The organism is Streptomyces sp. DSM 40750, assembly GCF_024612035.1.
Classification (GTDB): Bacteria; Actinomycetota; Actinomycetes; order Streptomycetales; family Streptomycetaceae; genus Streptomyces.
This window is the reverse complement of record NZ_CP102513.1, coordinates 10,139,120-10,162,979: the sequence shown is the minus strand read 5'-3', so window position 1 is coordinate 10,162,979 and position 23,860 is coordinate 10,139,120. Positions and strand designations below refer to the sequence as shown.

The window sequence follows — 23,860 nt, the reverse complement described above, 5'->3', positions numbered from 1 at the left end:
CTGCCATGGACAAGCGGTACGAGGCGTACGCGCTCGCCGACAGACTCTTCTACGAGACACCGGACCGGCTGTCGGCCGGTGACCGCGCCGGCGCCGCGGCGCCCGGCTACGAGACGGCCCGGCGCGCGGTCCCCGACGGCTGGCGGGCCGCCCGGATCGGTGACTGGCTGACGCTGACCCCGGTCGACGACGGCCGGCGGCCACGTCCCGGACCCACCCAGGGATGGAAAGTGCACGCCTCCGCCACCCGGGCGAACGCGGACCGGATCGCGGCGATCGTGTGGGACTACTGCGTGGCCCGGAGGATCCCGTTCAAGTTCGTGCCGGGTCCGCATCTGCTGCACCTGCGCAACGCGAAGTACGCGGCGCGCGACACCAGCGGCAAGTTCGTGACGGTCTACCCGGCCGACGAGGAGCAGCTGCACCTGGTCCTGCGCGAGCTGGGCGAGCTCCTCGACGGCTTCGACGGGCCGTACATCCTCACCGACCTGCGCTGGAACGACGGGCCCCTGTACGTCCGCTACGGCGCCTTCGCCCGCTCCTTCGTCGTCGACGAGCGCGGCACCCTCGTCCCGGCCGTCCGCGACGGCGGGGGAACCCTGGTGCCGGACCAGCGGAAGCCGACCTTCCATGTCCCGGCCTGGGTGACCCTGCCCGCGTTCCTGGAACCGCAGCTGGCGGCACGCAACACGACCACGGTCGGCGATCTGCCGTACCGCATCGAGAAGGCGCTGCACTTCTCCAACGGCGGCGGGGTGTACGTCGGCACCGACACCCGCGACGGCCGCCGGGTCGTCCTCAAGGAGGGGCGCCCGCACGCCGGGCTGGCCGCCGACGGGGCCGACGCGGTGACCCGGCTGGAGCGGGAGAAGGCCGCGCTGGAGCGGCTGGCGGGTCTCGGGGTCGTGCCCGAGGTGCGCGACTGGTTCACGCTCGGTGACCACCGCTTCCTCGTCATGGACTTCGTCGAGGGCCGCCCGCTCAACTCGTACGTCGCCGAACGGCACCCGCTGCTCGCGCCGGACCCCGAGAAGGGGGCTGTCGCCGCGTACACGGCCTGGGCGTTGCACGTCCACCGGGCCGTCGAGGAGGCGGTCGAGGCGGTGCACGCGCGCGGGATCGTCTTCAACGACCTGCATGTCTTCAACATCATGGTCGCGTCCGACGAGCGCTCGGTGTCCCTCCTGGACTTCGAGGCGGCGGCTCCCGCCGAGGAGAACGGCCGCCAGATCGTCGCCCACCCCGGGTTCCTGGCGCCCCCGGACCGCACCGGCCCGGACGTCGACCGCTACGCCCTCGCGTGTCTGCGCCTCGCCCTGTTCCTGCCGGTCACGTCGCTGTTCGTGGTGGACCGGGCGAAGGCCGCGCAGCTGGCCGAGGTGATCGCGAAGCAGTTCCCGGAGGTGCCGCGGGCGTTCCTCGACGAGGCGGTCGCGGAGATCACCCGGGGAAGCGGTCCTGCGGAGCGCGCGCCGAGCCGTGCGGCGGGGACACGTGTCCCGACGGAGGGGGCAGGGGCCGGTGCGTCCGGGATGTCTCGGCCCGCCGTGGCGGCTCCGGCGGGACCGAGCGGCGGCTCAGCCTCGCCCTTCGCCTCCCTCTCCCCCGCCGAACCAGGTGACCGGCCCCTCGCCGACCCCCGTGGCTGGCCCCTCGCCGAGCCCGGCGACTGGCCGTACAGCCGTGACTCGATGGTCAAGGCGATCCTGGCCTCGGCCACGCCGGAGCGCGACGACCGGCTCTTCCCCGGGGACGTCGCCCAGTTCTCCGACGGGGGTGGGCTCGGCCTCGCGCACGGCGCCGCGGGCGTCCTGTACGCGCTCGCCGAGACCGGCGCCGAGCGGTACGAGGAGGGTGAGCGCTGGCTGCTCGACCACACCGGCCCGGTGCCGATCGGAACGCCGCTCGGCCTGTACGACGGTCTCGCGGGCGTCGCGTACACCCTGGACCGGCTCGGCCACCGGCAGCGGGCACTGGACCTGGTCGGGCAGATCCTCGCCGAGAAGTGGCACAAGCTGTCGTCCGACCTGCACGGCGGGCTCGCCGGGCTGGGTCTGGTCCTGGACCGACTGGCGCGGACCACCGGCGAGTCCGAGCTGCGCGAACGGGCGGCGGAGACCGCGCACCTCCTCGTACGCCGCCTCGCCGAGCCCCGCCCGGCCCCGCCCCGCCGACGCGCCGGCCTGCTGCGCGGCGCGAGCGGTCCCGCGCTGTTCCTGCTGCGCCGGTACGAGGCGACGGGCGACCACGCGTGCCTCGACGCCGCGGTCGAGGCGCTGCGGCAGGACCTGGAGTGTCTGGTCGTACAGAAGAACGGCGGGCTGGCCGTCGACGAGGGATGGCGGACGATGCCGTACCTCGGCGACGGGAGCGTGGGCGTCGGGATGGTGCTCGACGACTGTCTGGACCTGACGGCCGGCACCGGAACGGACGAGTTCAGGCAAGCGCGCGAGGGCATCCTCGCCGCAGCCGGCTACCGCTTCTACGCACAGCCGGGGCTGTTCGAGGGACGGGCCGGGATGATCCTCCATCTCGCCCGGACGGGTGCCCCACGGGAGCGGCTCGCGGAACAGATCGCCGCGCTCGGCTGGCACTCGATGCCGTACCAGGGGCAACTGGCCTTCCCCGGAAACCACTTGATGCGGCTCTCCATGGACCTCGGTACCGGAACGGCGGGGTGCCTGCTGGCGCTCGGCGCGGCGCTCGCCACCGACGACGACGCCGACGCCGCCACGGCCCAGCTGCCGTTCCTGCCGCCGCTGCGACGGCGGCCCCAATGACGCGGTTCCGCCGCCCGGCGGAGTCGTGACGCAACACCCCCGTCCCCAAGGGCCCTGTGCGGGCCATCAATCGAAGGGAATCGACATGGCACTTCTGGACCTGCAGACGATGGAAGCCGACGAGACCACCGGCACCGGCGGCCCCAGCTCCCTGAGCGTGCTGTCCTGTGTGAGCGCTGCCAGCATCACGCTCTGCCTCTGATCCGGACAGGACGTCCAGGACGTCCGTCGAACCGGCACGGCGCCTGAGCCGTGCCACAGCTCCGGACGGTTCCTTCCCCCCTGTCCGGGGAGGGCCGTCCGGGGCTCACTCATCCGGTCATCCCACGTCAGGACGGGTATGACGACCCTCACCGAAGCCGGTGCCCCCGGCCCGGCAGCCGCGTCCGTCCCCCTGTCGCGCTCGACCGTCCGGCACTCCGTTCCCCGTTGCACGGTCCTGGCGCTCGTGGCCGTGGCCGCCACGGGGGCGAACCTGTTGCTGCCGGTCGCGCTGGGCCGGGCCCTGGATCTGCTGCTGGCCGGTGACCCGGACGGCCCGCGCCGGGTGCTGTGGTGCACCGGGCTGGTCCTCGCCCTCGCCCTGCTGGACGCCGTCGAGACCGTGCTCGGCGGGACCACGAACGCCCGGGTCACCGCGTGGCTGCGCCACCGGCTGGTCGGGCATGTGCTGGCCGTGGGGCCACGGGCCGTCGGCCGGTTCGGGCCGGGCGACCTGGTGGCCCGGCTCGTCGGGAACGCGGCCCAGGCGGGGACGGCACCCACCACGGTCGCCGCGCTCCTCGCCGCGCTCGCCGCGCCGGTGGGCGCGGTGGTGGCGCTGGGTCTGCTCAGCCCCTGGCTCGCGGCGGTGTTCCTGGTCGGCGCCCCGCTGCTCGCGCTGCTGCTCCGCGCGCTCGCCCGTGACTCCTCCGAGTGTGTGACGCGCTATCAACAGGCCCAGGGCCGTATCGCGGGTGGCCTGGCCGAGGCCGTCGCCGGTTTCCGCACGATCGCCGCCGCCGGTACGGCCGAGCGGACCGTCACACGCGTCCTCCGCCCCCTGCCCGAACTCTCCCGCGAGGGCCACCGGATGTGGCGCGTCCAGGGCCGCGCCGCCGCGCGAGCGGCCGCCGTGGCACCGCTCCTCCAGCTCGGCGTCGTCGCCACCGCGGGCGTCCTGCTCACCCAACAGCACCTGTCCGTGGGTGAGTTGCTGGCCGCGTCCCGCTACGCGGTGCTGGCGGCCGGCGTCGGCGTACTGGTCGGGCAGCTCTCGGGGCTGGTCCGTGCGCGAGCGTCGGCCCGACGTCTCGACGAGGTGCTGGCCGAGCGCGCGATCGCCTACGGCGAGCGCGGGCTCCCGGCGGCCGGGCGGGGGCGATTGGAGCTGGGCGGCCCCTCCGGGCAGAAGCTGCCGGGACTGCGCGCCCCCTTCGGAGAGGGGCAACGGGAACTGTGCGATCCCGCTGGAGAGGGGCTGGACTTGCCCGCCCCCTCCGGACAGCGGCGGCCGGAGCTAGCCGCCCCCCGCGGACAAGGGCGGCTGGAACTGCGCGACGTGACCGTCCGCCGGGGTGGGCGCACCGTGCTGGACGGCGTCGATCTCGTCGTACCGGCCGGGGCCACGGTCGCCGTCGTCGGCCGGTCGGGCGCGGGCAAGTCACTGCTCGCGGCCGTCGCCGGGCGGCTCACGGACCCGGACGAGGGGGAAGTACGGCTCGACGGCGTGCCCTTGCCCGAACTGGACCGCCGGGAGCTGCGCCGAGCGATCACCCACGCCTTCGAACGCCCGGCCCTGCTCGGCGAGTCCGTCGAGGACACCATCGCTTTCGGCGTCCCGCGCCCCTCACCGGACCGCATACGGGAGGCGGCCCGCGCCGCGCACGCCGACACCTTCGTCCGGCGCCTCCCGGACGGCTACGCCACCCCCTGCGCCGACGCCCCTCTGTCGGGCGGCGAAGCCCAACGCCTCGGCCTCGCCCGGGCCTTCGCCCGCGACAGCCGTCTCCTCGTCCTCGACGACGCCCTCTCCAGCCTCGACACCGTCACCGAGCACCACATCACCGAGGCGCTCCTCGGCCCCACCACCGTCGGCAGCCGCCTGGTCATCGCCCACCGCGCCTCCACGGCCGCCCGCGCGGACTCGGTGGCGTGGCTGGACGAGGGGAAGGTGCGGGCGGTGGGGCCGCATGGGGAGTTGTGGCGCGTGCCCGGGTATCGGGAGTTGTTCGGGGCGGGGGCCGGGGCCGAGACCGGGGTGCGGGGCGACACCGGCGGAGCGGAGATCGTCGACGACGACGCCGCGCCGCACGGCCCGCCGGACGGAGGGGGCCGATGAAGGGCAACCGGGAACGGCGAGGCTCTGCCGGCTCGCCGAAGGCCGACCGCCCGGCCGCGGCGACGGGCCCGCCGTTCCGGTGCTCCACCGCATCGCCCGATTCGACGCGGGCCCGGCACTCCACCGCATCGCCTGGCCCCCCTGCCGAGCCCGGAGTCACCGCCCCTCCCGCTCGACTCCCGGGCGTCACCGGCCCGACGCGACGACAGCCCCCCGACCCCGGCCTCCCCCGTCGCGGCCTCCGCTTTCTGCGGCGCCGCGCGGGGGTGGCCGTACGGCTGGCCCTGTGGTCCGTGCTGGAGACGGGGCAGACGTTCCTCATGGGGTACGCCCTCGCGCGGGCCCTCGACGACGGGTTTCTCGTGGGGCGGGCGGGGGCCGGGCTGGGGTGGCTCGGGGTCGGGGCGGTGGCGGTGGCCGTCGGGGCGTTCGGGACCGGGCGGGTGTACGGGTGTGTGGCGGCGCTGGTGGAGCCGTTGCGGGACCGGCTGGTGCGGGGGGTGGTCGAGCGGGGGGTGCGGGAGGCGGACGGCGGGGCGTTGTCCGGGCTGACCCAGCAGGTGGAGATCGCCCGGGACACCTTCGCCGGGCTGGTGATGGTGTCGCGCTCGTTCGTGTTCACCGCCGCCGGGGCGCTCATCGGACTGTTCTCGCTGGCCCCGCCGCTGCTCCTCGTCGTGGGGCCCCCGCTGCTCGCCGGCGTGGCCCTCTTCCTGGCGACACTCCGTCCGCTGGCCCGCAGACAGGAGACCTTCCTCGTCGCCGACGAGGCCCTCGCCGACCGTCTCGGCGCCGTCTGCCCGGGGTTGCGGGACATCACGGCGGCCGGGGCCGAGGAGATCGTCGCCGCCGACGCCGGCCGGTGCGTCGACACCGAGCACCGGGCCGCGCGCTCACTGGCCCGCTGGGGCGTCGTACGCGTCGCCTCCCTCGCGATCGGCGGCCAACTGCCCGTCGTGCTGCTCCTGGCCGCCGCCCCCTGGCTGCTGGACCGCGGAGTCACCGCGGGCGCCCTGATCGGCGCCCTCGCCTACGTCACCCAGGCCCTCCTCCCCGCCCTCCAGAACCTGGTCCACGGTCTGGGCGCCAGCGGCTCCCGGCTCGCGGTGGTCCTGCGCAGGCTGGCCCCGCCGCGCGAGCGGCCGCACCCCGCGAACACAGCTCCCGCGTCACAGCCAGAGCCGATCACCGACACCGCTCCCCCATCGCACCCGGCCACCGACTCCCTACCTCCATCCCGCCCCGCCACCGACCCCCCACCTCCATCCCGCCCCGCCACCGACCCCCCACCTCCATCCCGCCCCGCCCCCGACCCCCCACCTCCATCCCGCCCCGCCACCGACCCCCCACCTCCCGCACCCCGCCGCCCGGCCGCCGACGCCCTCGTCCTCTCCTCGGTCACCTTCGCCTACGGCTCCTCCGGCATCCCTGTCATCGACAACCTCAGCGTCCGCATTCCCCACGGCACCCACATCGCCGTCGTCGGTCCCAGCGGCATCGGCAAGTCCACTTTCACCGGGCTCGTCGCCGGTCTCCTGCGCCCCCGGCACGGCACCGTCCACTTGTGTGGGCAGCCGGTACCCGGCGGCACATCCCGCGCACACCGGGTGCTCATTCCGCAGGAGGCGTACGTCTTCAGGGGATCCCTCGCGGAAAACCTCGGCGAGCTACGGCCGAAACCCGTACCCGAGGAGGAGCTGTGGGCCACCGCGGAGGCGGTGGGGCTCACCGAGTTGATGGTCCGGCTGGGCGGACCGGCCGCCGAGGTCGACCCGGGCACGCTGTCGGCCGGGGAGCGGCAGCTCGTCGCACTGGCCCGGGCGCATCTGTCGTACGCGTCGGTCGTGATCCTCGACGAGGCGACCTGTCACCTGGACGCGGAGGCGGAGGAGCGGGCGGAGCGGGCCTTCGCCCGGCGGCCGGGTACGACCCTCGTGGTGGTCGCCCATCGCGTCAGCTCGGCCCGGCGCGCGGACCGGGTGCTGGTCATGGACGGGCGGTGCGTCGCGTACGGGAAGCACGACGAGCTGCTGACCCGCTCGCCGCTCTACCGGGACCTGGTGGGCGCCTGGTCACCCGTACCGACGCCTCGCCCCCATGACCCCCTGTCCGTCGGGACGCCCCTCAGAGCCAGCCCTCCCCCTGCGAGATCCTGATCGCGTCGATCCTGTTGCGCGCCCCGGTCTTGCGGGTGATCGCGGCCATGTAGTTGCGGACGGTCCCGTGGGAAAGGTGCAGGCTGCCGGCGATCTCCGCGACGGAGGCACCCTCGGCGGCCAGGGACAGCACGCTCAACTCACGGCGCGTCAGCGGCATCTCGGCGGCCTTGAGGAAGCCGAAGCCGAGGGAGTCGTCGATGAAACGTTTCCCTCGGGCGACCTCGCGTATCGCGGAGACCAGCCGCTCCGGCGAGCCCTCCTTGTCCACGTACCCGAGGGCCCCGGCTTCCGCCGCGCGCTTCAGCAGTCCGGGTCTGCCGGCGTGGGCGAGCACCAGGAGCCCGGGGGCGGGGCCGGCCGCGCCGCGCAGGTCGGCGAGGGGCGGGATGCCGACCGCGTCCGCGCAGTCCAGGTCCGCCGCGCAGACATCGGGGCGCAGGGACCGGACGCGCCCCGGCGCCATGCGCCACGGCGCGTCGTACACCGCCAGCTCCGGTTCCTGGCGGAGCCACTCCGCCAGCACCGACCTGACCAGACACTCGTCGTGCACGAGAAGTACCCGGATCACGTTCGCCCCTCCGCCTGCCGGCCGTCGTTTCCTCCGCCTCAGCGCGTGCCCATTGTTGGCGCCCCCGACCGCGCCCGGGCGCGAAGAACCAGCCAACGGGGTGCGTGGGGGCGCACTCACGGTGTCCGTACGCGATGCCGCGCATCATCTGGGGGGCATGGGCCGGGCGGGAGGGGGTAGGGCCGTTCCTCCACGGCACGGCGCTCGCCGTGCGCGGGTGGCCCCCAGGGTGGAGCCTTGACCCTGGGGCCGCCGCGCGGCCGTGCGAGGAGGTGGTCGGGATGTCCGACGTCCACGCGTCCCGGGAGCGGACGACCGTCGAGACCGCCCGCGTCGGCCATCCGCTGCTCTCGCTGGCGCTGGCCGCGATGATGGACGACGTCGGGGCCCACTCGGGCGCCGTCTATCTGCTGGCGCCCGACGAGCCGGTCCTGGAGATGGCGGTCATGGCGGGGCTGCCGAGGTCGTTCGCCGCGCCGTGGGAACGGGTGGGGCTGAGCGCGCCGGTCCCGGTCGCCGAGGCGGTACGGGGGCGGCGGCTGGTGTGGGTCAACGGTGAGGAGCAGATGGCCCGCCGCTATCCCCGGATCGCCGTGGTCCTGCCCTACCCGTTCGCCCTGGCCGCGCTGCCGGTGGCGACCCGCGACACCACGTACGGCGCCGTCTTCCTGACGTGGCCCGGCTCGCACCCGCCGGAACTCAGCGACCGCGAGCGGGACCACCTCACCTCGGCCTGCGACCGGCTCGCGATCCGGCTGCGGCGCGCGGAGGACGAGGGCCGGCCGGTGCTGCCCGAGCCGGACCTGTCGGCGCCGTCGGCGACCATGGTCGCCGGGACCCTCGGCACGGTGGAGGCGGCGCGGATGGTGGCGCGGCTGCCGTACGGGATGTGCGCGCTCGATCTGCACGGGCGGATCTCCTTCGCCAACGCGGCGACGGCCGAACTGCTGGGCGTCCCGGTGAGCGGTCTGCTGGGCACCCAGCTGTGGGCGTCCTTGCCGTGGCTCAACGATCCCGCGTTCGAGGACCGTTACCGGGCGGCGCTGATGAGCCAGCACGTGACGTCGTTCGTGGCGCTCAGACCGCCGAGCGACTGGCTGTCGTTCCGGCTGTATCCGGGGACTAACGGGCTGAGCGTACGGATCTCCCGGGCCCGCGGGGTCGCCGAGGCCGAGCACTCCGAGCGGCTGGAGGGCGACGGACCGGGCCGCCTGGTGACCATCAACCATGTGCTGGCGCTGGCGAGCGCGCTCACCGAGGCGGTGGGTGTGCAGGACGTGGTGGACCTGGTCGCCGACGAGATCGTCCCTGCCATCGGCAGCCAGGCCCTCCTGGTGCTCGGCTCCCGCGCCGGGCGCCTGCATGTGCTCGGGCACCGCGGCTACGCGGACCCCCACCTCGTGGAACGCTTCGACGGCATGCCGCTCAGCGCACCGATGCCCGGGGCGCACGCCCTCACCACCGGGGTACCCGCCTTCTTCGAGTCCCGTCGGCAGCTGGAGCACCTCTATCCGATGCGGCAGGACACCCCGGACGGGCTGAACGCCTGGGCGTATCTCCCGCTGATCGCCTCGGGACGGCCGGTGGGCACCTGGGTGCTCGGGTACGCGGAACCGCATCCGTTCCCGGCCGACGAGCGCTCCGTGCTGACCAGCCTCAGCGGCCTCATCGCCCAGGCGCTGGAGCGGGCTCTGCTGTACGACGCCAAGCACCAGCTGGCGCACGGGCTGCAGCAGGCCCTGCTGCCGCACTCGTTGCCGTCGATTCCCGGTATCGAGGCGGCCTCCCGCTATCTGCCCGCCACCCGGGGCATGGACATCGGGGGCGACTTCTTCGACCTGGTGCTCTCGCACGGGCGGGCCTCGGCCGTGATCGGCGACGTGCAGGGGCACAACGTGACGGCGGCGGGCCTGATGGGGCAGATACGGACGGCGGTACGCGCGTACACGACCGTCGGGCAGGCGCCCGAGGAGGTGATGAGCAGCACCAACCGGCTGCTGATCGACCTCGGTTCCGAGCTGTTCGCCAGCTGTCTGTATCTGCGGCTCGACCCGGCGCACGGGACGGCCGTCATGGCGCGGGCGGGGCATCCACCGCCGTTGCTGCGCCGGCCGAACGGGAAGGTGAAGGTGCTCGACCTCGCGGGTGGTCCGCTGCTCGGCATCGACGCGGCGGCGACGTATCCGACGACCGAGGTGGCGTTGGCCGAGGGGTCCGTGCTGGTGCTCTACACCGACGGGCTGATCGAGTCGCCGGGTGTCGACATCGAGGACGCGCTGGCCGATCTCGGGGAGCGGCTCGCGGCGGCCGGGGAGCGGCCCTTGGACGCGCTGGCCGACAGTCTCGTACGGGAGGTCGGGGCGGCGGAGGAGCGGGCGGACGATGTGGCGTTGTTGCTGCTTCGGGCGACTTCCGTCGGGTGAGGCGGCGCGCATCGGGCCTTGCTCCATCCACGGGTTCGTCGTGGCCGGGCGGGCCCACGCGGCGGAGCCGCGAGTCGATACAGCCCGCGCCCCTTACGAGGCGCGGGCGTCCCGGAAACACGAATCGGTCCGACCCTCCCGCCGGAGGGCCGGACCGTTCCACCTACCGGCCGGAGCCACTGTGGTGTGGCCGGTGGTGGGTCGTGGGCTCTACGCCCCCGGTGTCACTGGCCGCTGACCTCGGAGTCGTGGTCCACGCCTTCGCCGGCACCGGCTTCTTCCTCGCCGACACCATGCTCCTCGCCCGCACCGGCCTCTTCACCGGCACCGGCCTCTTCACCGGCGCCCGCGGCGGCAGCGTCGCCCGCACCAGCGGCGTCACCGGCACCGGCCGCGTCGCCTGCTTCCTCACCGGCACCGGCGGCGGCGCCACCGGCAGCCTCTTCACCGGCGCCCGCGGCGTCACCGGCACCACCGGCGGCTTCCTCACCGGCGCCCGCGCCGGCGTCGCCGAGGGTCGCGCCGACCGCCGCGAGGGCGGTGGTGACCGGCTGGAAGAAGGTCTCGCCGCCGACGGTGCAGTCGCCGCTGCCGCCGGAGGTCAGACCGATGGCCTGGCCGTCCTCGGTGAACAGCGAGCCGCCGCTGTCGCCGGGCTCGGCGCAGACGTTGGTCTGGATGAGACCGGTGACCGTGCCCTCGGGGTAGTTCACCGTCGCCTCGAGGCCGGTGACCTGGCCGTCGGCCAGACCGGTGGTGCTGCCCATGCGGAGGACCTGGAGGCCCACCGTGGCCTCGCCGGCCGCGTTGATGTCGACCGTCTCGCCGTTGCCGAGGTCGACCGTGCTGGCCGCCTGGGTCGCCGGGTCGTTGTAGTTGACCAGGGCGAAGTCACCGGCGCCGGGGAACGTGGCGGTCGCCGCGTCGACCGTGCCGATCGGCGCGCCGCCCTCCTCCTCGGACCACTCGGCCTCGGCGACACCACAGTGACCGGCGGTCAGGAAGGCCGGAGCGCCTTCCGCGTTGACGACGTTGAAGCCGACCGAGCAGCGCGCGCCGCCGCCGAAGATGGCGTCGCCGCCTTCGAGGAAGGTCTTGAACGTGCCGGCGGACTTCTTGATGGTCGCCATGCCCGAGCCGAGCGACTTGACGGTCGACTCGACGGTGTCCCAGTTCTCGCCCGTGACCGTGGAGTCGGCGGTGACCTGGATCTTGTTCGTACGGGGGTCGATCGCCCAGGCGGTGCCCGGAACGCTGGCCTCCTCCTTCAGCGTCGCCGCGCCCTCCTGGAGCTCGGACCAGCTGTTCTCGACCTCACGGACCTCCGCACCGGCCGACTGCGCCTGGATGATCACGTTGTTGTCGTCGCCGTCGATCTCGAGGCCGTCGATGACGTTGATGATGAGCTGCTGCTCACCCGAGTCGTAGTACGCGCCTGCGAACGCTTCGCCGAGCAACTCCTGCAGTTGGGAGGCGAGATCCCCGGCGTCACTCGCGGCGAGCGTCTTCGGGGCTGCCTCGTTCGACTCCGTCTGCGACGCCATGGCGTTCGGCAGGATGAGGGCCGCCGCTCCGATTGCCGCCACGCCGCCTGCCGCTATAAAGGCCTTACGCTTGGTGGCTCGTTTGTGACTCAACTCTTGACCTCCTGGGGACGGGGTCCGTACCGCCGTCCGGCGGGTGAACTGGGGGCGCCTGGTTGCCAGTTGGTACGCATGGTTCCGGTGGGGTGTTCAACGCCCCGCAAAAAGATTTCGATCTTCCATTTCGCAAAGTGCGGTACGGCTGCAGTTCGGGCCCCATTTCACGACTTCCCGCCCCGTCGGCCCGTTTGGGGAGCGCGCGTTCCCCCGCCCGGGTCCGCGGGAACGATGCCCGCATGACTCTCACACCCGCCGAGGCCGACAAGATCCTCGCCGCCAACTTCGCCCCCTGGGTGCTCGACCTGGGCCTCGCGGCCGTCGAGTTGGACGACGGGCGCGCGGTTCTGCGGCTGCCGTGGTCCGGCCGACTCGCACGGGAGGGCGGCGCCCTGTCGGGTCAGGCGCTGCTGGCGGCGGCCGACACGGCGACGGTGATCGCGGTGTCGGCGGCGCGCGGTGGCTTCGTACCGATGACCACGGTCCAGCAGTCGACGACCTTTCAACGGGCGGTCGTGGGTGAGGACGTGCTCGTCGAGGCGGTGCTCACCAAGCTCGGACGCCGGATGGCCTTCGCCGACATCTCCATGACGACGGCCGGCTCGGGCGAGCTCGCGGCCCGGGCGAGCACGGTTTACGCGCTCCTGGGGTGACAAGCACGCATTTCTGAGGCGAATGCGCACAACTTACCGGCCGGGCACCTACGTTAAGCCACCGGTCGACAGCGGTCCGTTCTCATTGTCGACCGGAAAACCGGCTTCAGGGAATCTCCACACCGAATGCTCAGCGAGGTCACGGCGAACGAGGGATCTGCACACCGGCCCCCGCCCGTCGTGCCTTTGGCGCGGACTGCCCCATTCGTTTTCCCGCTGGCAATGAACGACGTATGACGATGCCGCGATCCGTGTGAAGAAGCTGGCCCCAAGGCGTGCGCGGCTCTGCACGGATAAACCGTCATGGTCACCAAGTCCCCTGGTGGGAGGCCATGTTGATTGGATGTGCGCCGCGGCGATCTGCTTTGATCCATCGCACCGCGGGGTCCGCCAAGCTCTCGGAGACGAGATGTGGGGCACCCACGTGTGCGGCCGTCGTTCTGTCCCCAGAAGGGGGCCGCTCCCCCCTTATGAATAGCTATACGAAGGGAAGTTCCATCATGAACTCCACCCCCCAGGTTGAGACCGCCGAGATCTCGGACGCCGCCCTCGACGCCGTTTCCGGTGGCCTGTCCGTCAACGCCGTCGGCACCGTCACCGGCCTGGTGGACGGCATTGCCCCGGTCTCCGGCCTGGTCAACACGGCCGTCGGCACCGTCGAGGGTGTCACCGGTCTGAACACCGCCCCGGTCACGAGCCTGGTCGCCGGTCTCTGATCGAGCCCTTACGCCGCTGAGTCCCGGAACCACCTGACAGGTTCCGGGACTCTCGGGTGCCTGAAAGTCCTTTGTCTCACGTTGCGCAGGTGAGGGAAGTACCGTGCAGTTCCGCCAACAGGCCCTCGCCAAACTCCAGTCACCGGAGGACCTCGACCTGCCGGTGCGCTTCGCCCGCCCGCAGGGCTGGCTGGTGCTGTCCGTGACGGTGGTCGCCATGGCCGCCGCGTCCGTGTGGGCCGTCACGGGTTCCGTCGCGTCCACGGTCGGCGCACCCGCCGTCCTCACCCACGGGCAGGGCAGTTACGTCCTCCAGAGCCCGGTCGCCGGCCAGGTCACCGCCGTGCTCGCGAAGCAGGGCGAGCGGCTGCCCGCCAGGTCCCCGGTCCTGAAGGTCGCCACGGCCGAGGGCGAGACCGTCGTACGGTCCGTCGCGGCCGGCCGGGTCTCCGCGCTCGCCGCCACCATCGGCCAGATCATCTCCACCGGCGCCGATGTCGCGGCCATCGAGAAGGTCGCGGGCGCCGACGACCCGCTGTACGCCACGGTGTACGTCCCCGCCGAGAACGCCGCGTCGATCCCGGAGAACGCCGCCGTGGACCTGACCGTGCAGTCGGCGCCCACCCAGCAGTACGGCGTGCTGCGCGGCCATGTGAAGAAGGTGGACCGCACCGCGCAGACCCCGCAGTCGATCGGCGCGTTCCTCGGCGACAGCCAGCTGGGCGAGCAGTTCACCAAGAAGGGCCGGCCGGTGGCCGTCACCGTACGGCTGGACCGCGAGGCGTCGACCGAGTCGGGCTACGAGTGGTCCTCGCAGGACGGGCCGCCGTTCGAGCTGACGTCCATGACCATGGCCACGGGTTCGATCCGCATGGCCGACGAGCGTCCGATCGATTGGCTGCTCCCGTGACTTCATCCATCGATTGGCCGCTCCCGTGACCCCCACCCAGGACACCGCACAGCCTCCGACGCGCGGCAGACGCAAGGCCGCCCCGCAGAGGCGCCCAGTGCCCAAGGGCAGGCAGAAGACCGTCCGCACGCCCACCGTCCTCCAGATGGAGGCCGTGGAGTGCGGCGCCGCCTCCCTCGCCATGGTCCTCGGCCACTACGGACGGCACATCCCGCTGGAGGAACTGCGCATCGCCTGCGGTGTCTCGCGGGACGGCTCGCGCGCCAGCAACCTCCTGAAGGCGGCCCGCAGTTACGGCCTGTCCGCCAAGGGCATGCAGATGGACGTGGCCGCCCTCGCCGAGGTGAAGGCACCGGCCATCCTGTTCTGGGAGTTCAACCACTACGTCGTCTACGACGGCATGGGGCGCCGCTTCGGCCGGCGCGGCGTCCACATCAACGACCCGGGCAAGGGCCGCCGGTTCGTGCCGATGGAGGACTTCGACTCCAGCTTCACGGGGGTCGTCCTGGTCATGGAGCCGGGCGACGACTTCAAGAAGGGCGGCCGCAAGCCCGGCGTCCTGGGCGCGATGCCGGCCCGGATGCGCGGCACCTCCGGCACGCTGCCCGCCGCCGTCCTCGCGAGCCTGCTCCTGGTGGCGGTCGGCGCGGCCGTACCCGCGCTGAGCCGCACGTACATCGACATGTTCCTGATCGGCGGCCAGACCTCTCTGCTGGGCGTGCTGTTCGCGTCGATGGGCGCGTGCGTGCTGCTGACGGTCCTGCTGACCTGGCTGCAACAGGCGAACCTGTTGCGCGGCCGCCTGATCTCCTCCACCCTGTCCAGCGCCCGCTTCCTGCGCCATCTCCTCCGCCTGCCCGTCACCTTCTTCTCCCAGCGCAGCCCCGCCGACCTCGTCCAGCGGCTCCAGTCCAACGACGCGGTCGCCGAGACCCTGGCCCGCGATCTCGCGGCCGCCGGTGTGGACGCGGTCGTGGTCGTCCTCTACGCCGTACTCCTCTATACGTACGACCCGCAGCTCACCTTCGTCGGCATCGCGGTGGCGCTGCTGAACGTGGTGGCGATGCGGGTGGTGATCCGGCTGCGCGCGACCCGTACGGCGAAGCTGCGGGCCGACAGTGCCCGGCTCACCAACACGGCGTACACCGGTCTCCAGCTGATCGAGACGATGAAGGCGACCGGCGGCGAGGAGGGCTACTTCCGCAAGTGGGCCGGGCAGCACGCCACCACGCTGGAGGAGCAGCAGCGGCTCGGGGTGCCGAGCGCCTGGCTGGGGGTGGTCGCCCCGACCCTCGCCACGCTCAACAGCGCGCTCATCCTCTGGATCGGCGGCATGCGCGCGGTCGAGGGCCACATATCCGTCGGTCTGCTGGTCGCCTTCCAGGCGCTGGTCACCCGGTTCACCGCGCCCATCACCCGCCTCAACGGCGTCGCGGGCCGCATCCAGGACTTCGCGGCCGACGTGGCCCGCCTCAAGGACGTGGAGAACTTCCAGGCGGACCCGCTGTACGCCCGCCCGGACGCCGCCGAGTCCACCCGCCGGCTGCACGGCCACGTCGAGCTGGAGAACATCACCTTCGGCTACAGCCCCCTCGACAAGCCCCTGCTCACCGGCTTCGACCTCACCGTGGGCCCCGGCCGGCAGGTGGCGCTGGTCGGCGGCTCCGGCAGCGGCAAGTCGACGGTGTCCAGGCTGATCTCGGGCCTGTACACCCCCTGGGAGGGCGTGATCCGCATCGACGGCCGGCGTCTGGAGGACATCCCGCGCGGCGCGCTCGCCGCGTCCGTCTCCTTCGTCGACCAGGAGGTCTTCCTGTTCGAGGGCACGGTCCGCGACAACGTGGCCCTGTGGGACCCGTCGATCCCGGACGAGGCCGTGGTGGAGGCGCTGCGGGACGCGGCCCTGTACGACGTGGTGACCCGCCGCCCTGGCGGTATCAACAGCAGGGTCGAGCAGGACGGCCGCAACTTCTCCGGCGGTCAGCGTCAACGCCTGGAGATCGCGCGGGCCTTGGTGCGCAGGCCCAGCATCCTGGTCCTCGACGAGGTGACCAGCGCGCTCGACGCGGAGACCGAGCTGACCGTCATGGACAACCTCCGCAAGCGCGGCTGCGCCTGCGTGGTGATCGCCCACCGGCTCAGCACGGTCCGCGACAGCGACGAGATCGTCGTCCTGCAACACGGCACGATCGTGGAGCGCGGCCGGCACGAGGAACTGGTGACACGCGGCGGCGCGTACGCCCAGCTGGTCAGGGAGCGATGAGATGACCTCCGTCCACGACGGTTACGGGGACCAGGGCGGTCACGGGGGCCAGGGGGGCCACAACGGGCCCGGCACGCCCGGCGGTCACGAGGGCGACCTCGTCCTCGGTGCGCTCGGCGCCATGGGCACGCCCCTCGACTGCACCGGCCACACCCGCCTGGACCTCGAAGGCCCGCAGGTGCTGTGGCTGGTGGCCTCGGGCGCCCTGGACCTGTTCGCGGTCGACGCCGTCGAGCAGGGCCACTGGCACCACCTGGGCCGCCTCGAAGCGGGCTCACTGCTGCTCGGCCCGGTCGCCGGACCCCAGCACACCCTGGTCGCGCGCCCGCTCCGCGACTGCGTGGTCCGGCGCATCGGTCTGCGCGAGCTGTACCAGCAGGCGGGCACCGAGACCTGGTCGTACGACGAATGGGGCAACGCCCAGCTGGTGCCGCCGCAGACGAGCCCGCTGGAGTACGCCCTCGCCCTGGGCGTCGGCCGTGGCCTGTCGATCCTCTTCCAGGCGCCGATGGCCACCGAGCAGGCCGCCGCGCTCACCGACGACGACGTGTTCTGGATGCAGGTGCCGCCCGGCAGCGTCCAGTACGGCTCGCTGTACGGCGCGGAGGCGGCGGCCGATCTGCTGATGGACCCGGGGGTCTGGCAGAGCATGGTCGACCAGCAGTACCGGCTGCTGGCCACGCTGGACCGCTGGATCGAGCAGTTGGAGCGCACCCACGAGGACCGGACGGCCGCGGGCATCAAGGCCGGTGAGGCCGTACGCGTCCAGGCCGACCGCACGCTGCTCGCCTCCATCGGCAAGTCCTCCGCGGGCCGGCGTACGACGGCCGCCGACGCGGACGCCACCTACGCGGCCTGCAAGGTCGTCGCCCAGGCGGCCGGGATCGCCCTCTCCGAGCCCGCGCAGAGCGGCACCGAGAGCGACCGGCTCGACCCGGTGGAGCGCATCGCACTCGCCTCCCGGGTCCGGGTCCGCGCCGTACGGCTCACCGGCAACTGGTGGCGGGAGAACGTGGGCCCGCTGGTCGGGCACCGGGCCCTGTCCGGGGCGCCGGTGGCGTTGCTGTGGCGGCGCGGCGGCTATGTGGCCGTGCAGCCGTCGTCCGGTCGGGAGACGCCGATCGAGAAGGCGAACGTGGCGGAGTTCGAGCCGCGTGCCGTGATGTTCTACCGCCCGCTGCCCGAACGGGTACCGACCCCGCTGCGCCTGATGCGCTGGAGCCTCCACGGCACCGGCGGTGACATGACGGGCCTGCTGCTCAGCGGCCTGGTGACGGTCGCGCTCGGGTCCCTGGTCCCGATCGCGACGGGCAAGATCCTCGGCGAGTACGTGCCGAAGGCGCAGGAGGACCTGATCGTGCAGGTCTGTCTGGCGATCATGCTCTCGAGCGTGGTGTCGGCCGCGTTCCTGCTCCTCCAGAACCTGACGATCCTCCGTATGGAGGGCCGTATCGAGGCGACCCTCCAACCGGCGGTCTGGGACCGTCTGTTGCGGCTCCCCACGAAGTTCTTCGCCTCCCGCTCCACCGGTGAACTGGCGAGCGCGGCCATGGGCATCAGCGCGATCCGCCGCACCCTGGCCGGGGTCGGCCCGGTGGTCGCCCAGTCGGTGACCGTCGGTGCCGTGAACCTCGGTCTGCTGCTCTGGTACAGCGTGCCGATGGCGCTGGCCGCGATCGGCATGCTCGTGGTCGTGGCGGCGGTGTTCCTCGGGCTGGGCCTGTGGCAGGTGCGCTGGCAGCGCCGGCTGGTGGTCCTGAGCAACAAGCTGAACAACCAGGCCTTCCAGACCCTGCGCGGCCTGCCGAAGCTACGGGTGGCGGCCGCCGAGAACTACGCGTACGCGGCCTGGGCGGGCGAGTTCGCGCGCAGCCGGGAGCTCCAGCAGAAGGTGGGCGGGATCAAGAACCTCAACACGGTGCTGGGCGCGGTGTACCTCCCGCTGTGCACCCTGCTGATGTTCATGCTGCTGGCGGGCCCGGCACGGGGTTCGATGTCGGCGGCGGAGTTCCTCACCTTCAACACCTCGGTGACGATGCTGCTGACATCGGTCACCCAGCTGACCGGGGCGTTCGTGTCGGCGGTGGCCGTGCTGCCGTTGTTCGAGGAGATCAAGCCGGTGCTGGAGGCGACCCCGGAGGTCCGCACGGCGAGCACCCGCCCGGGTGTGCTGTCGGGCGGGATCGAGGCCCGCCGGCTGTCCTTCCGGTACGCGGACGACGGCCCGTTGGTGCTGGACGACGTGTCCTTCGGCATCGAACCGGGCGAGTTCGTGGCGATCGTGGGCCCGAGCGGCTGCGGAAAATCGACTCTGTTGCGCCTGCTCATCGGCTTCGACAAGCCGGTCTCCGGGAGCGTCCTGTACGACGGCCAGGACCTGGGCGCCCTCGACCAGTCCGCCGTACGCCGTCAGTGCGGGGTCGTCCTCCAGCATGCCCAGCCGTTCACCGGATCCATCCTGGACGTCATCTGCGGCACCGAGCCGTTCACGCCCGAGGAGGCGATGGCGGCGGCCGAGATGGCGGGGCTCGCCGAGGACATCAAGCGCATGCCGATGGGCCTGCACACCATCGTCCAGGGCAACGGCGCGATCTCCGGCGGCCAGCGCCAACGCCTGATGATCGCCCAGGCGTTGATCCGCCGCCCCCGCATCCTCTTCTTCGACGAGGCCACCAGCGCCCTGGACAACGAAACCCAGCGCACGGTCATCGAGAGCACCCGCACTCTCAACGCGACCCGCATCGTCATCGCCCACCGCCTGTCCACGGTCATGGACGCCGACCGGGTGGTGGTCATGGAGGACGGCAAGGTCGCGGAGGTGGGGCCGCCGGACCGGCTGCTGGCGAACCCGACCGGCCGCCTGCACGAGCTGGTGCGACGCCAGATGGCGTGAGCGACGTCCCATGCGGCCCGCCGTCCCGGCGTCCGGCTGCGCGGCGAGGACCACGGGGTAATTGGGGGACTTTCCCCCATGCGCCCGGTGTACGCGGCAGGCACATTGGTGGCCACGTTCCAGCACGACGTGACCACGCGTGCGCGACCGAGGGGAAGTCGATGGGCAGAAAAGCGTTACTCCGGGTCATGATGGTCGCCGTGATGGCGGGTTCCGCGGTGACCTTGACCGCGGGGCCCGCGAGCGCGGCCACAGGGGTGTCCGTGAGCGGGGGTGATGTGATCGTCAACGCGGGGTCGGGCGTCGCGAACAACATCACGGTCTCCCTGTCGGGAAGTTTCGTCGTCATTCAGGACACCGCCTCCACCTTGACGGCCGGCATCGGCTGCTCGGTTCAGATCAACGGCTCGGTGGCCTGCCAGGTCGGCAGCTTCGCCACGGTGGTGGTGAACGCCGGGGACCTGAACGACCGGATCACCAAGACCGGCAATGTCCGGGGCAATCTGAAGGGCGAGTCGGGCAACGACGTCATCGGCGGCGGCCCCAGCCCGGGCAGCAACATCCTCAACGGCGGGGCGGGCAACGACACCCTCAACGGCGGCCCCACCTTCGACCTCCTCATCGGCGGCCCCGGCGCCGACACGCTCAGCGGCGGGGGCGGCAACGACATCGCCAGCTACTTCGAGAGCGGCTCGGGCGTGGTCGTCGACATCGACAACGCCGCCGACGACGGCGTCGGCGGCGAGGGCGACAACGTCCGCACCGACGTGGAAACCGTCTACGGCAGCGAGTTCAACGACACGATCACCGGGAGCGCGTCGAACGACATCATGCTCGGGTACGGGGGCGACGACCGGCTGGTCGGCGGGGCGGGCAACGACAGCCTGGCCGGGGACCTCGTCCCGTCGAGCAGCGGCCGCACCGGCGCCGACACCCTGGTCGGCGGTCCCGGGAACGACACCCTCGACGGCGTGGACAACATCCTGGGCAACGACAGCGTCGACGGGGGCGCCAACACCGACACCTGCACCGCCGACACCAGGGACACCAAGAGTCTCTGCGAGGCGTGAGAAAACGCCGCACGGGACCAATTCAGGGATACACGGGACCATTTCAGGGGCGCGGTGCCGAGCGCGCCGGAGTCACGGCCCGTCCGCGTACCGGCGAGCCAGGCCGCGCAGGGCGGTCCGGCTGCTCTGGCCGGTGCGGTGGCGGAGACTCGCCAGGTGTTTTTCCACGGTGCGGGGCGAGAGGAACAGCTGCTGGGCGATCTCCTGGTTGCCGAGCCCCCGGCCGAGCAGGCGCAGCACCTCGTACTCCCGGGCGGTCACCCCCGTCCGCCGCAGTTCCGGCGGGATCGTGTCATGGCCCTGGCGCCGCCGGGGCACGGGAGAGCCCGCTTCCCGTAACAGGGCGCGGCAGGCCGCCGACATCCGTGTCGTGCCCCGGTCGTGGAAGAACTGCTCGGCGGTGCGCAGCCACTCGATGGGCCGCCCCCAGTCGTCGGTGAGCGCCGCCTGGGCACCCAGGCGCAGACACAGGTGACGGGCCATGGGGATGGTGTCGGTCCCGGTCAGGGCTTCCTCGGCCGCCTTGGCGGCCTCGGCGGCCCGGCCTTCGCGGCCCAGCAGCACGGCCCGGGACCATCCCACGAAGGGCCGGTCCCAGTGGACCTGGGTGAGCCGGTCGGCGACCACCCCGTCCAGCTCCGCCCAGCCGGCCGCGCCCCGTACGGTGCGCAGGAGCAGGTACGGGCCGAGGAAACCGATGACCCCGCGGGTGCTGGGCAGTGCCCGCATGGTCCGGTCCGCCTCGGTGAACTCGGCCATGGCACGGTCGGGTTCCTCCAGCAGCAGGGAACACACGCCCCGGGCCCAGCCCCACACCGAGGTGTCGGCGTAGCCCCAGACCGCTCCGGCGCTCCGCCCGGCCAACGCGGTCTCCAGGACGTGCAGCGCGGCCTGGAGTTTCTCCCGCTCGCCTCGGGAGGCGGCGATGACGGCGTCCATCGCGACACCGATCAGCTGCACCTCGCGCAGCCGCAGCCTGCCGGCCGTCGTGCGGAGCCGCCCGACGTCCTCCAGGGCCCCGTCCAGGTCGTCGCGCAGCACATGAGCCTGCGCCAGATGCGTGTCGGCCCAGGCCGTGAGGAGCACGGCACCGGTCTCCTCGGCCGCCTTCCGTGCTGCCAGCAGCCGATCGGTACCGGTGAACCGGATCCGGTCCAGCGCGCCGAGTTCCAACAGGCCGCGTATCCGCCAGACCGGCAGCGCATGGGCCTCGGCCGTGGCCACCAGACGTTCGAACACCTTCTCCGCCTCGGCCAGGTCGCGGGGCCGCAGGCAGTACCCGAGGATGTTCAGCGCCTTGCAGCTCACCTCCGGCAGTCCGACCGCCTCGGCGGCGGCCAGGGCCCCTTCGGCCAGGACCCGGGCGCCCTCCAGCCGGTCCGGGCGCTGTGAGCTGAGCACCAGGTGCGCCGCCACGGCGTCCAGGGCGGCTCGGGACGCCGCGTCGGGCTCGGCGCCGAGCAGTTCCCGTGCCCGGCGCACGGCGGTCAGGCCTTCCTCCCACTGCTGGGCGGTGGCCGCGGCCCGGGCCCGGGTCAGGAAGCCCGCGGCGCGCCGGGCGGAAGGCGCGCCGCACGCGATCAGGACACGGTCCAGCCGGTCGCCGAGCTCCGGGACGCGCTGGACGTCGCCCGTCAGGACGAGTGTCCCCAGCAGTTCCTCCAGCAGCCGGGCCACTGTCTCGGGCGGTGCGTCCGTGGCATCGGCGGTCAGTTCCAGGCCCCGGTCGAGGAGTTCCACCGCGGTCAGCAGCGCGCCCCGTAAGACCGCCTGCCGGCTGGTTCGGGTGAGCAGCACAGCCGCCCGGGCCTGCTGCCCGCCTGCGACGCACAGCTCAGCGGCCAGGCGGTACAGGTCGTCGCCCGAGCCACCGCCGAGCAGACCTTTGGGCTCCCCGCCCCGGTCGGGGGCGGCGGCCCGCGGCTCCGGCACCGCCGCGTCGGCGGCCTCGATGGCGTCGGCGGCGGCGAGACAGAGCGCCGCCCGCTCCGCGGGCAGCAGCCGGTGGGCGATGGCGTCGGCGGTCAGGGCGTGGCGGAAGGAGTGCCAGCCGGGCTCCTCCGCGGTGGCACCGTCGGTGACCAGGTGGGCCCGTGCCGCATGTCTCAGCTGGCGGAGCGCCGTCATCCGGTCGAGCCCGGCGACACGGGCGGCCACGTCCACGGGGAACCGCCTGCCCAGGACCGCCGCCGCTTCCAGGAGCGCGATCCCGGGCGGTTCCAGGTGGTCCACGCGCTGGAGGACGGCGGCGGCGACCGTCGTGGGTACGCCGGCGTTCAGCGCGCCGGTCACCGTCCAGCCGTCGTTCCGCGTCCCGACGAGGCTGCCGCTGTCGACCATGGCGCCCAGCAGTTCCTCCACGACGAAGGGGACGCCCTCGGAGACGGCGTGCAGGCGGTCCAGTACGGCCGCCGGTACCTTGCCGGCGTCGTCGTGGCCCAGACAGCGGGCGGCCAGTTCCGCCGTGTGGGCGGGCCCGAGGCGCGCCAGGCGCAGTGTGCGGGCCGCACGGCGGGATACCGCGGCCTCGGCGAGGTCGAGGGCCGGTCCGGGCCCACCGCGCAGGGTGGCCAACAGGACGGCCCGCTGGCCGGGGAGGTTGTCCGTGAGGTAGTCGACGATGGTGAGCGTGTCGGCGTCCGCGTCGTGCAGGTCCTCCAGCACCAGTACGCAGCCATGGGTGCGTCCGAGGACGCCCAGGAGCCGCAGCACCGCCTCGGCGTAGCCCACCAGCGGCGCGCCGTCCTCCGGCGCCAGCCCGCACAGCCGTGACAGCAGCGGCTCGTAGGGGCCCAAGTCCCCGTCCCCCGGTGCCCCTTCACCGCGCAGTCCGGAGAACACGGCCTCCGCCAGCGGGCGCAGCGGCACCGCGCGCCCGGCCGACGCGGCCCGCCCGCGCAGCACCCGTGACCCGGTGCGCGCGGCGGCGGCCACGGCCTCCTCCACGAGGCGCGACTTGCCGATACCCGGCTCGCCCAGCACGAACACCGACGAGCCCCGCCCTTCGCCCGCCGACCGTCCCACCTCGGTCAGAAGGTCCAGCTCCGGTCCTCTGCCGACCAGTGCCGGTGACGTCAACGACACTCGGGCCCCCTGCGCCTTCTTCGCCTTCTTCCGGGATGTCCCGGCCGCCCCCTCGAATGCTCCTTCGAGTCCGTACAGCGTAGTACCCACGAGTCACAAGGGACGCACAACTAGATGGGGGCTCTTCCCCCATGCCCCGGCAGCAGGCGCACGGCACCCTCTTCTCAGCAGGTTGGGGGGACAGGGCATGTCCGGGGGACATGCCCTGCTGCTGTTCTTTCTTCGATGGGGGGATCCCAATGCCTTCAAGGTCTTCGATGCCTTCAAGGTCTTCGATTCTGGTCACCGCCGGGCTTCTGGGTGTGGTCCTGACCGGATGCTCGTCGCTCACGGGAAGCCCGGGAGGGGGTGCCGGCACGTCGTCGACGGGTTCGGCAGCCG

14 protein-coding genes are annotated in these 23,860 nt (G+C 72.8%); 11 read left to right on the top strand and 3 right to left on the bottom strand.

Annotated elements, in window-relative coordinates; genetic code table 11:
- The first annotated feature begins 5 nt into the window (after positions 1–5).
- The 4 genes from lanKC to JIX55_RS44510 all read left to right on the top strand — a co-directional run bounded on the left by lanKC (position 6) and on the right by JIX55_RS44510 (position 7,256).
- Complete coding sequence (lanKC, locus tag JIX55_RS44525; RefSeq protein WP_257568894.1) at positions 6–2,780, top strand: class III lanthionine synthetase LanKC; 2,775 nt, start codon at positions 6–8, stop codon at positions 2,778–2,780.
- Between the two features lie 85 nt (positions 2,781–2,865).
- Positions 2,866–2,982: a SapB/AmfS family lanthipeptide gene (locus tag JIX55_RS44520; protein ID WP_005483995.1), complete on the top strand. Its 117-nt coding sequence runs from the start codon at positions 2,866–2,868 to the stop codon at positions 2,980–2,982.
- A gap of 138 nt (positions 2,983–3,120) precedes the next feature.
- Positions 3,121–5,100 carry an ABC transporter ATP-binding protein gene (locus JIX55_RS44515; protein ID WP_257568893.1) on the top strand — a complete coding sequence of 660 codons (1,980 nt, stop codon included), beginning with the start codon at positions 3,121–3,123 and terminating at the stop codon, positions 5,098–5,100.
- A 320-nt stretch (positions 5,101–5,420) separates the two neighbouring features.
- The gene (locus JIX55_RS44510; RefSeq protein ID WP_257569703.1) at positions 5,421–7,256 is read left to right on the top strand and encodes an ATP-binding cassette domain-containing protein; all 1,836 of its coding nucleotides are present in this window, start codon (positions 5,421–5,423) and stop codon (positions 7,254–7,256) included.
- On the opposite strand, the gene JIX55_RS44505 is transcribed toward JIX55_RS44510, so the two are convergent.
- The gene (locus JIX55_RS44505; RefSeq protein WP_257568892.1) at positions 7,225–7,827 is read right to left on the bottom strand and encodes a response regulator transcription factor; all 603 of its coding nucleotides are present in this window, start codon (positions 7,825–7,827) and stop codon (positions 7,225–7,227) included. The two genes, JIX55_RS44510 and JIX55_RS44505, sit on opposite strands and share 32 nt — an antisense overlap.
- A 281-nt stretch (positions 7,828–8,108) precedes the next feature.
- Here JIX55_RS44505 and JIX55_RS44500 point away from each other — a divergent pair, with 281 nt between their 5' ends.
- Positions 8,109–10,250 (top strand): SpoIIE family protein phosphatase, encoded by a 2,142-nt coding sequence (locus JIX55_RS44500; protein ID WP_257568891.1) that lies wholly within the window; start codon positions 8,109–8,111, stop codon positions 10,248–10,250.
- A gap of 224 nt (positions 10,251–10,474) precedes the next feature.
- Here JIX55_RS44500 and JIX55_RS44495 read toward each other — a convergent pair whose 3' ends face one another.
- The gene (locus JIX55_RS44495) at positions 10,475–11,836 is read right to left on the bottom strand and encodes a S1 family peptidase (protein WP_257568890.1); all 1,362 of its coding nucleotides are present in this window, start codon (positions 11,834–11,836) and stop codon (positions 10,475–10,477) included.
- Between the two features lie 293 nt (positions 11,837–12,129).
- Here JIX55_RS44495 and JIX55_RS44490 point away from each other — a divergent pair, with 293 nt between their 5' ends.
- From JIX55_RS44490 to JIX55_RS44465, 6 genes are all read left to right on the top strand, one after another.
- The gene (locus JIX55_RS44490) at positions 12,130–12,543 is read left to right on the top strand and encodes a PaaI family thioesterase (RefSeq protein ID WP_257568889.1); all 414 of its coding nucleotides are present in this window, start codon (positions 12,130–12,132) and stop codon (positions 12,541–12,543) included.
- A gap of 500 nt (positions 12,544–13,043) precedes the next feature.
- Positions 13,044–13,259, top strand: coding sequence for a hypothetical protein (locus JIX55_RS44485; protein ID WP_033528587.1), 216 nt, complete (start codon positions 13,044–13,046; stop codon positions 13,257–13,259).
- Positions 13,260–13,362: 103 nt separating this feature from the next.
- A complete protein-coding gene (locus JIX55_RS44480) occupies positions 13,363–14,169 on the top strand; it encodes an HlyD family efflux transporter periplasmic adaptor subunit (protein WP_257568888.1) in 807 nt (268 codons plus the stop codon).
- A gap of 97 nt (positions 14,170–14,266) precedes the next feature.
- Positions 14,267–16,432, top strand: coding sequence for an NHLP family bacteriocin export ABC transporter peptidase/permease/ATPase subunit (locus tag JIX55_RS44475; protein WP_257568887.1), 2,166 nt, complete (start codon positions 14,267–14,269; stop codon positions 16,430–16,432).
- Between the two features lie 121 nt (positions 16,433–16,553).
- On the top strand, positions 16,554–19,325 hold the full coding sequence (locus JIX55_RS44470) for an NHLP bacteriocin export ABC transporter permease/ATPase subunit (protein ID WP_257569702.1): 2,772 nt from the start codon (positions 16,554–16,556) through the stop codon (positions 19,323–19,325).
- 263 nt (positions 19,326–19,588) lie between these two features.
- Positions 19,589–20,395, top strand: a complete 807-nt coding sequence (locus tag JIX55_RS44465; protein WP_257568886.1) for a calcium-binding protein — start codon at positions 19,589–19,591, stop codon at positions 20,393–20,395.
- Between the two features lie 72 nt (positions 20,396–20,467).
- Here the strand turns inward: JIX55_RS44465 and JIX55_RS44460 are convergent, their stop codons facing one another.
- Positions 20,468–23,569: a helix-turn-helix transcriptional regulator gene (locus tag JIX55_RS44460; RefSeq protein ID WP_257568885.1), complete on the bottom strand. Its 3,102-nt coding sequence runs from the start codon at positions 23,567–23,569 to the stop codon at positions 20,468–20,470.
- Between the last annotated feature and the right edge of the window lie 291 nt (positions 23,570–23,860).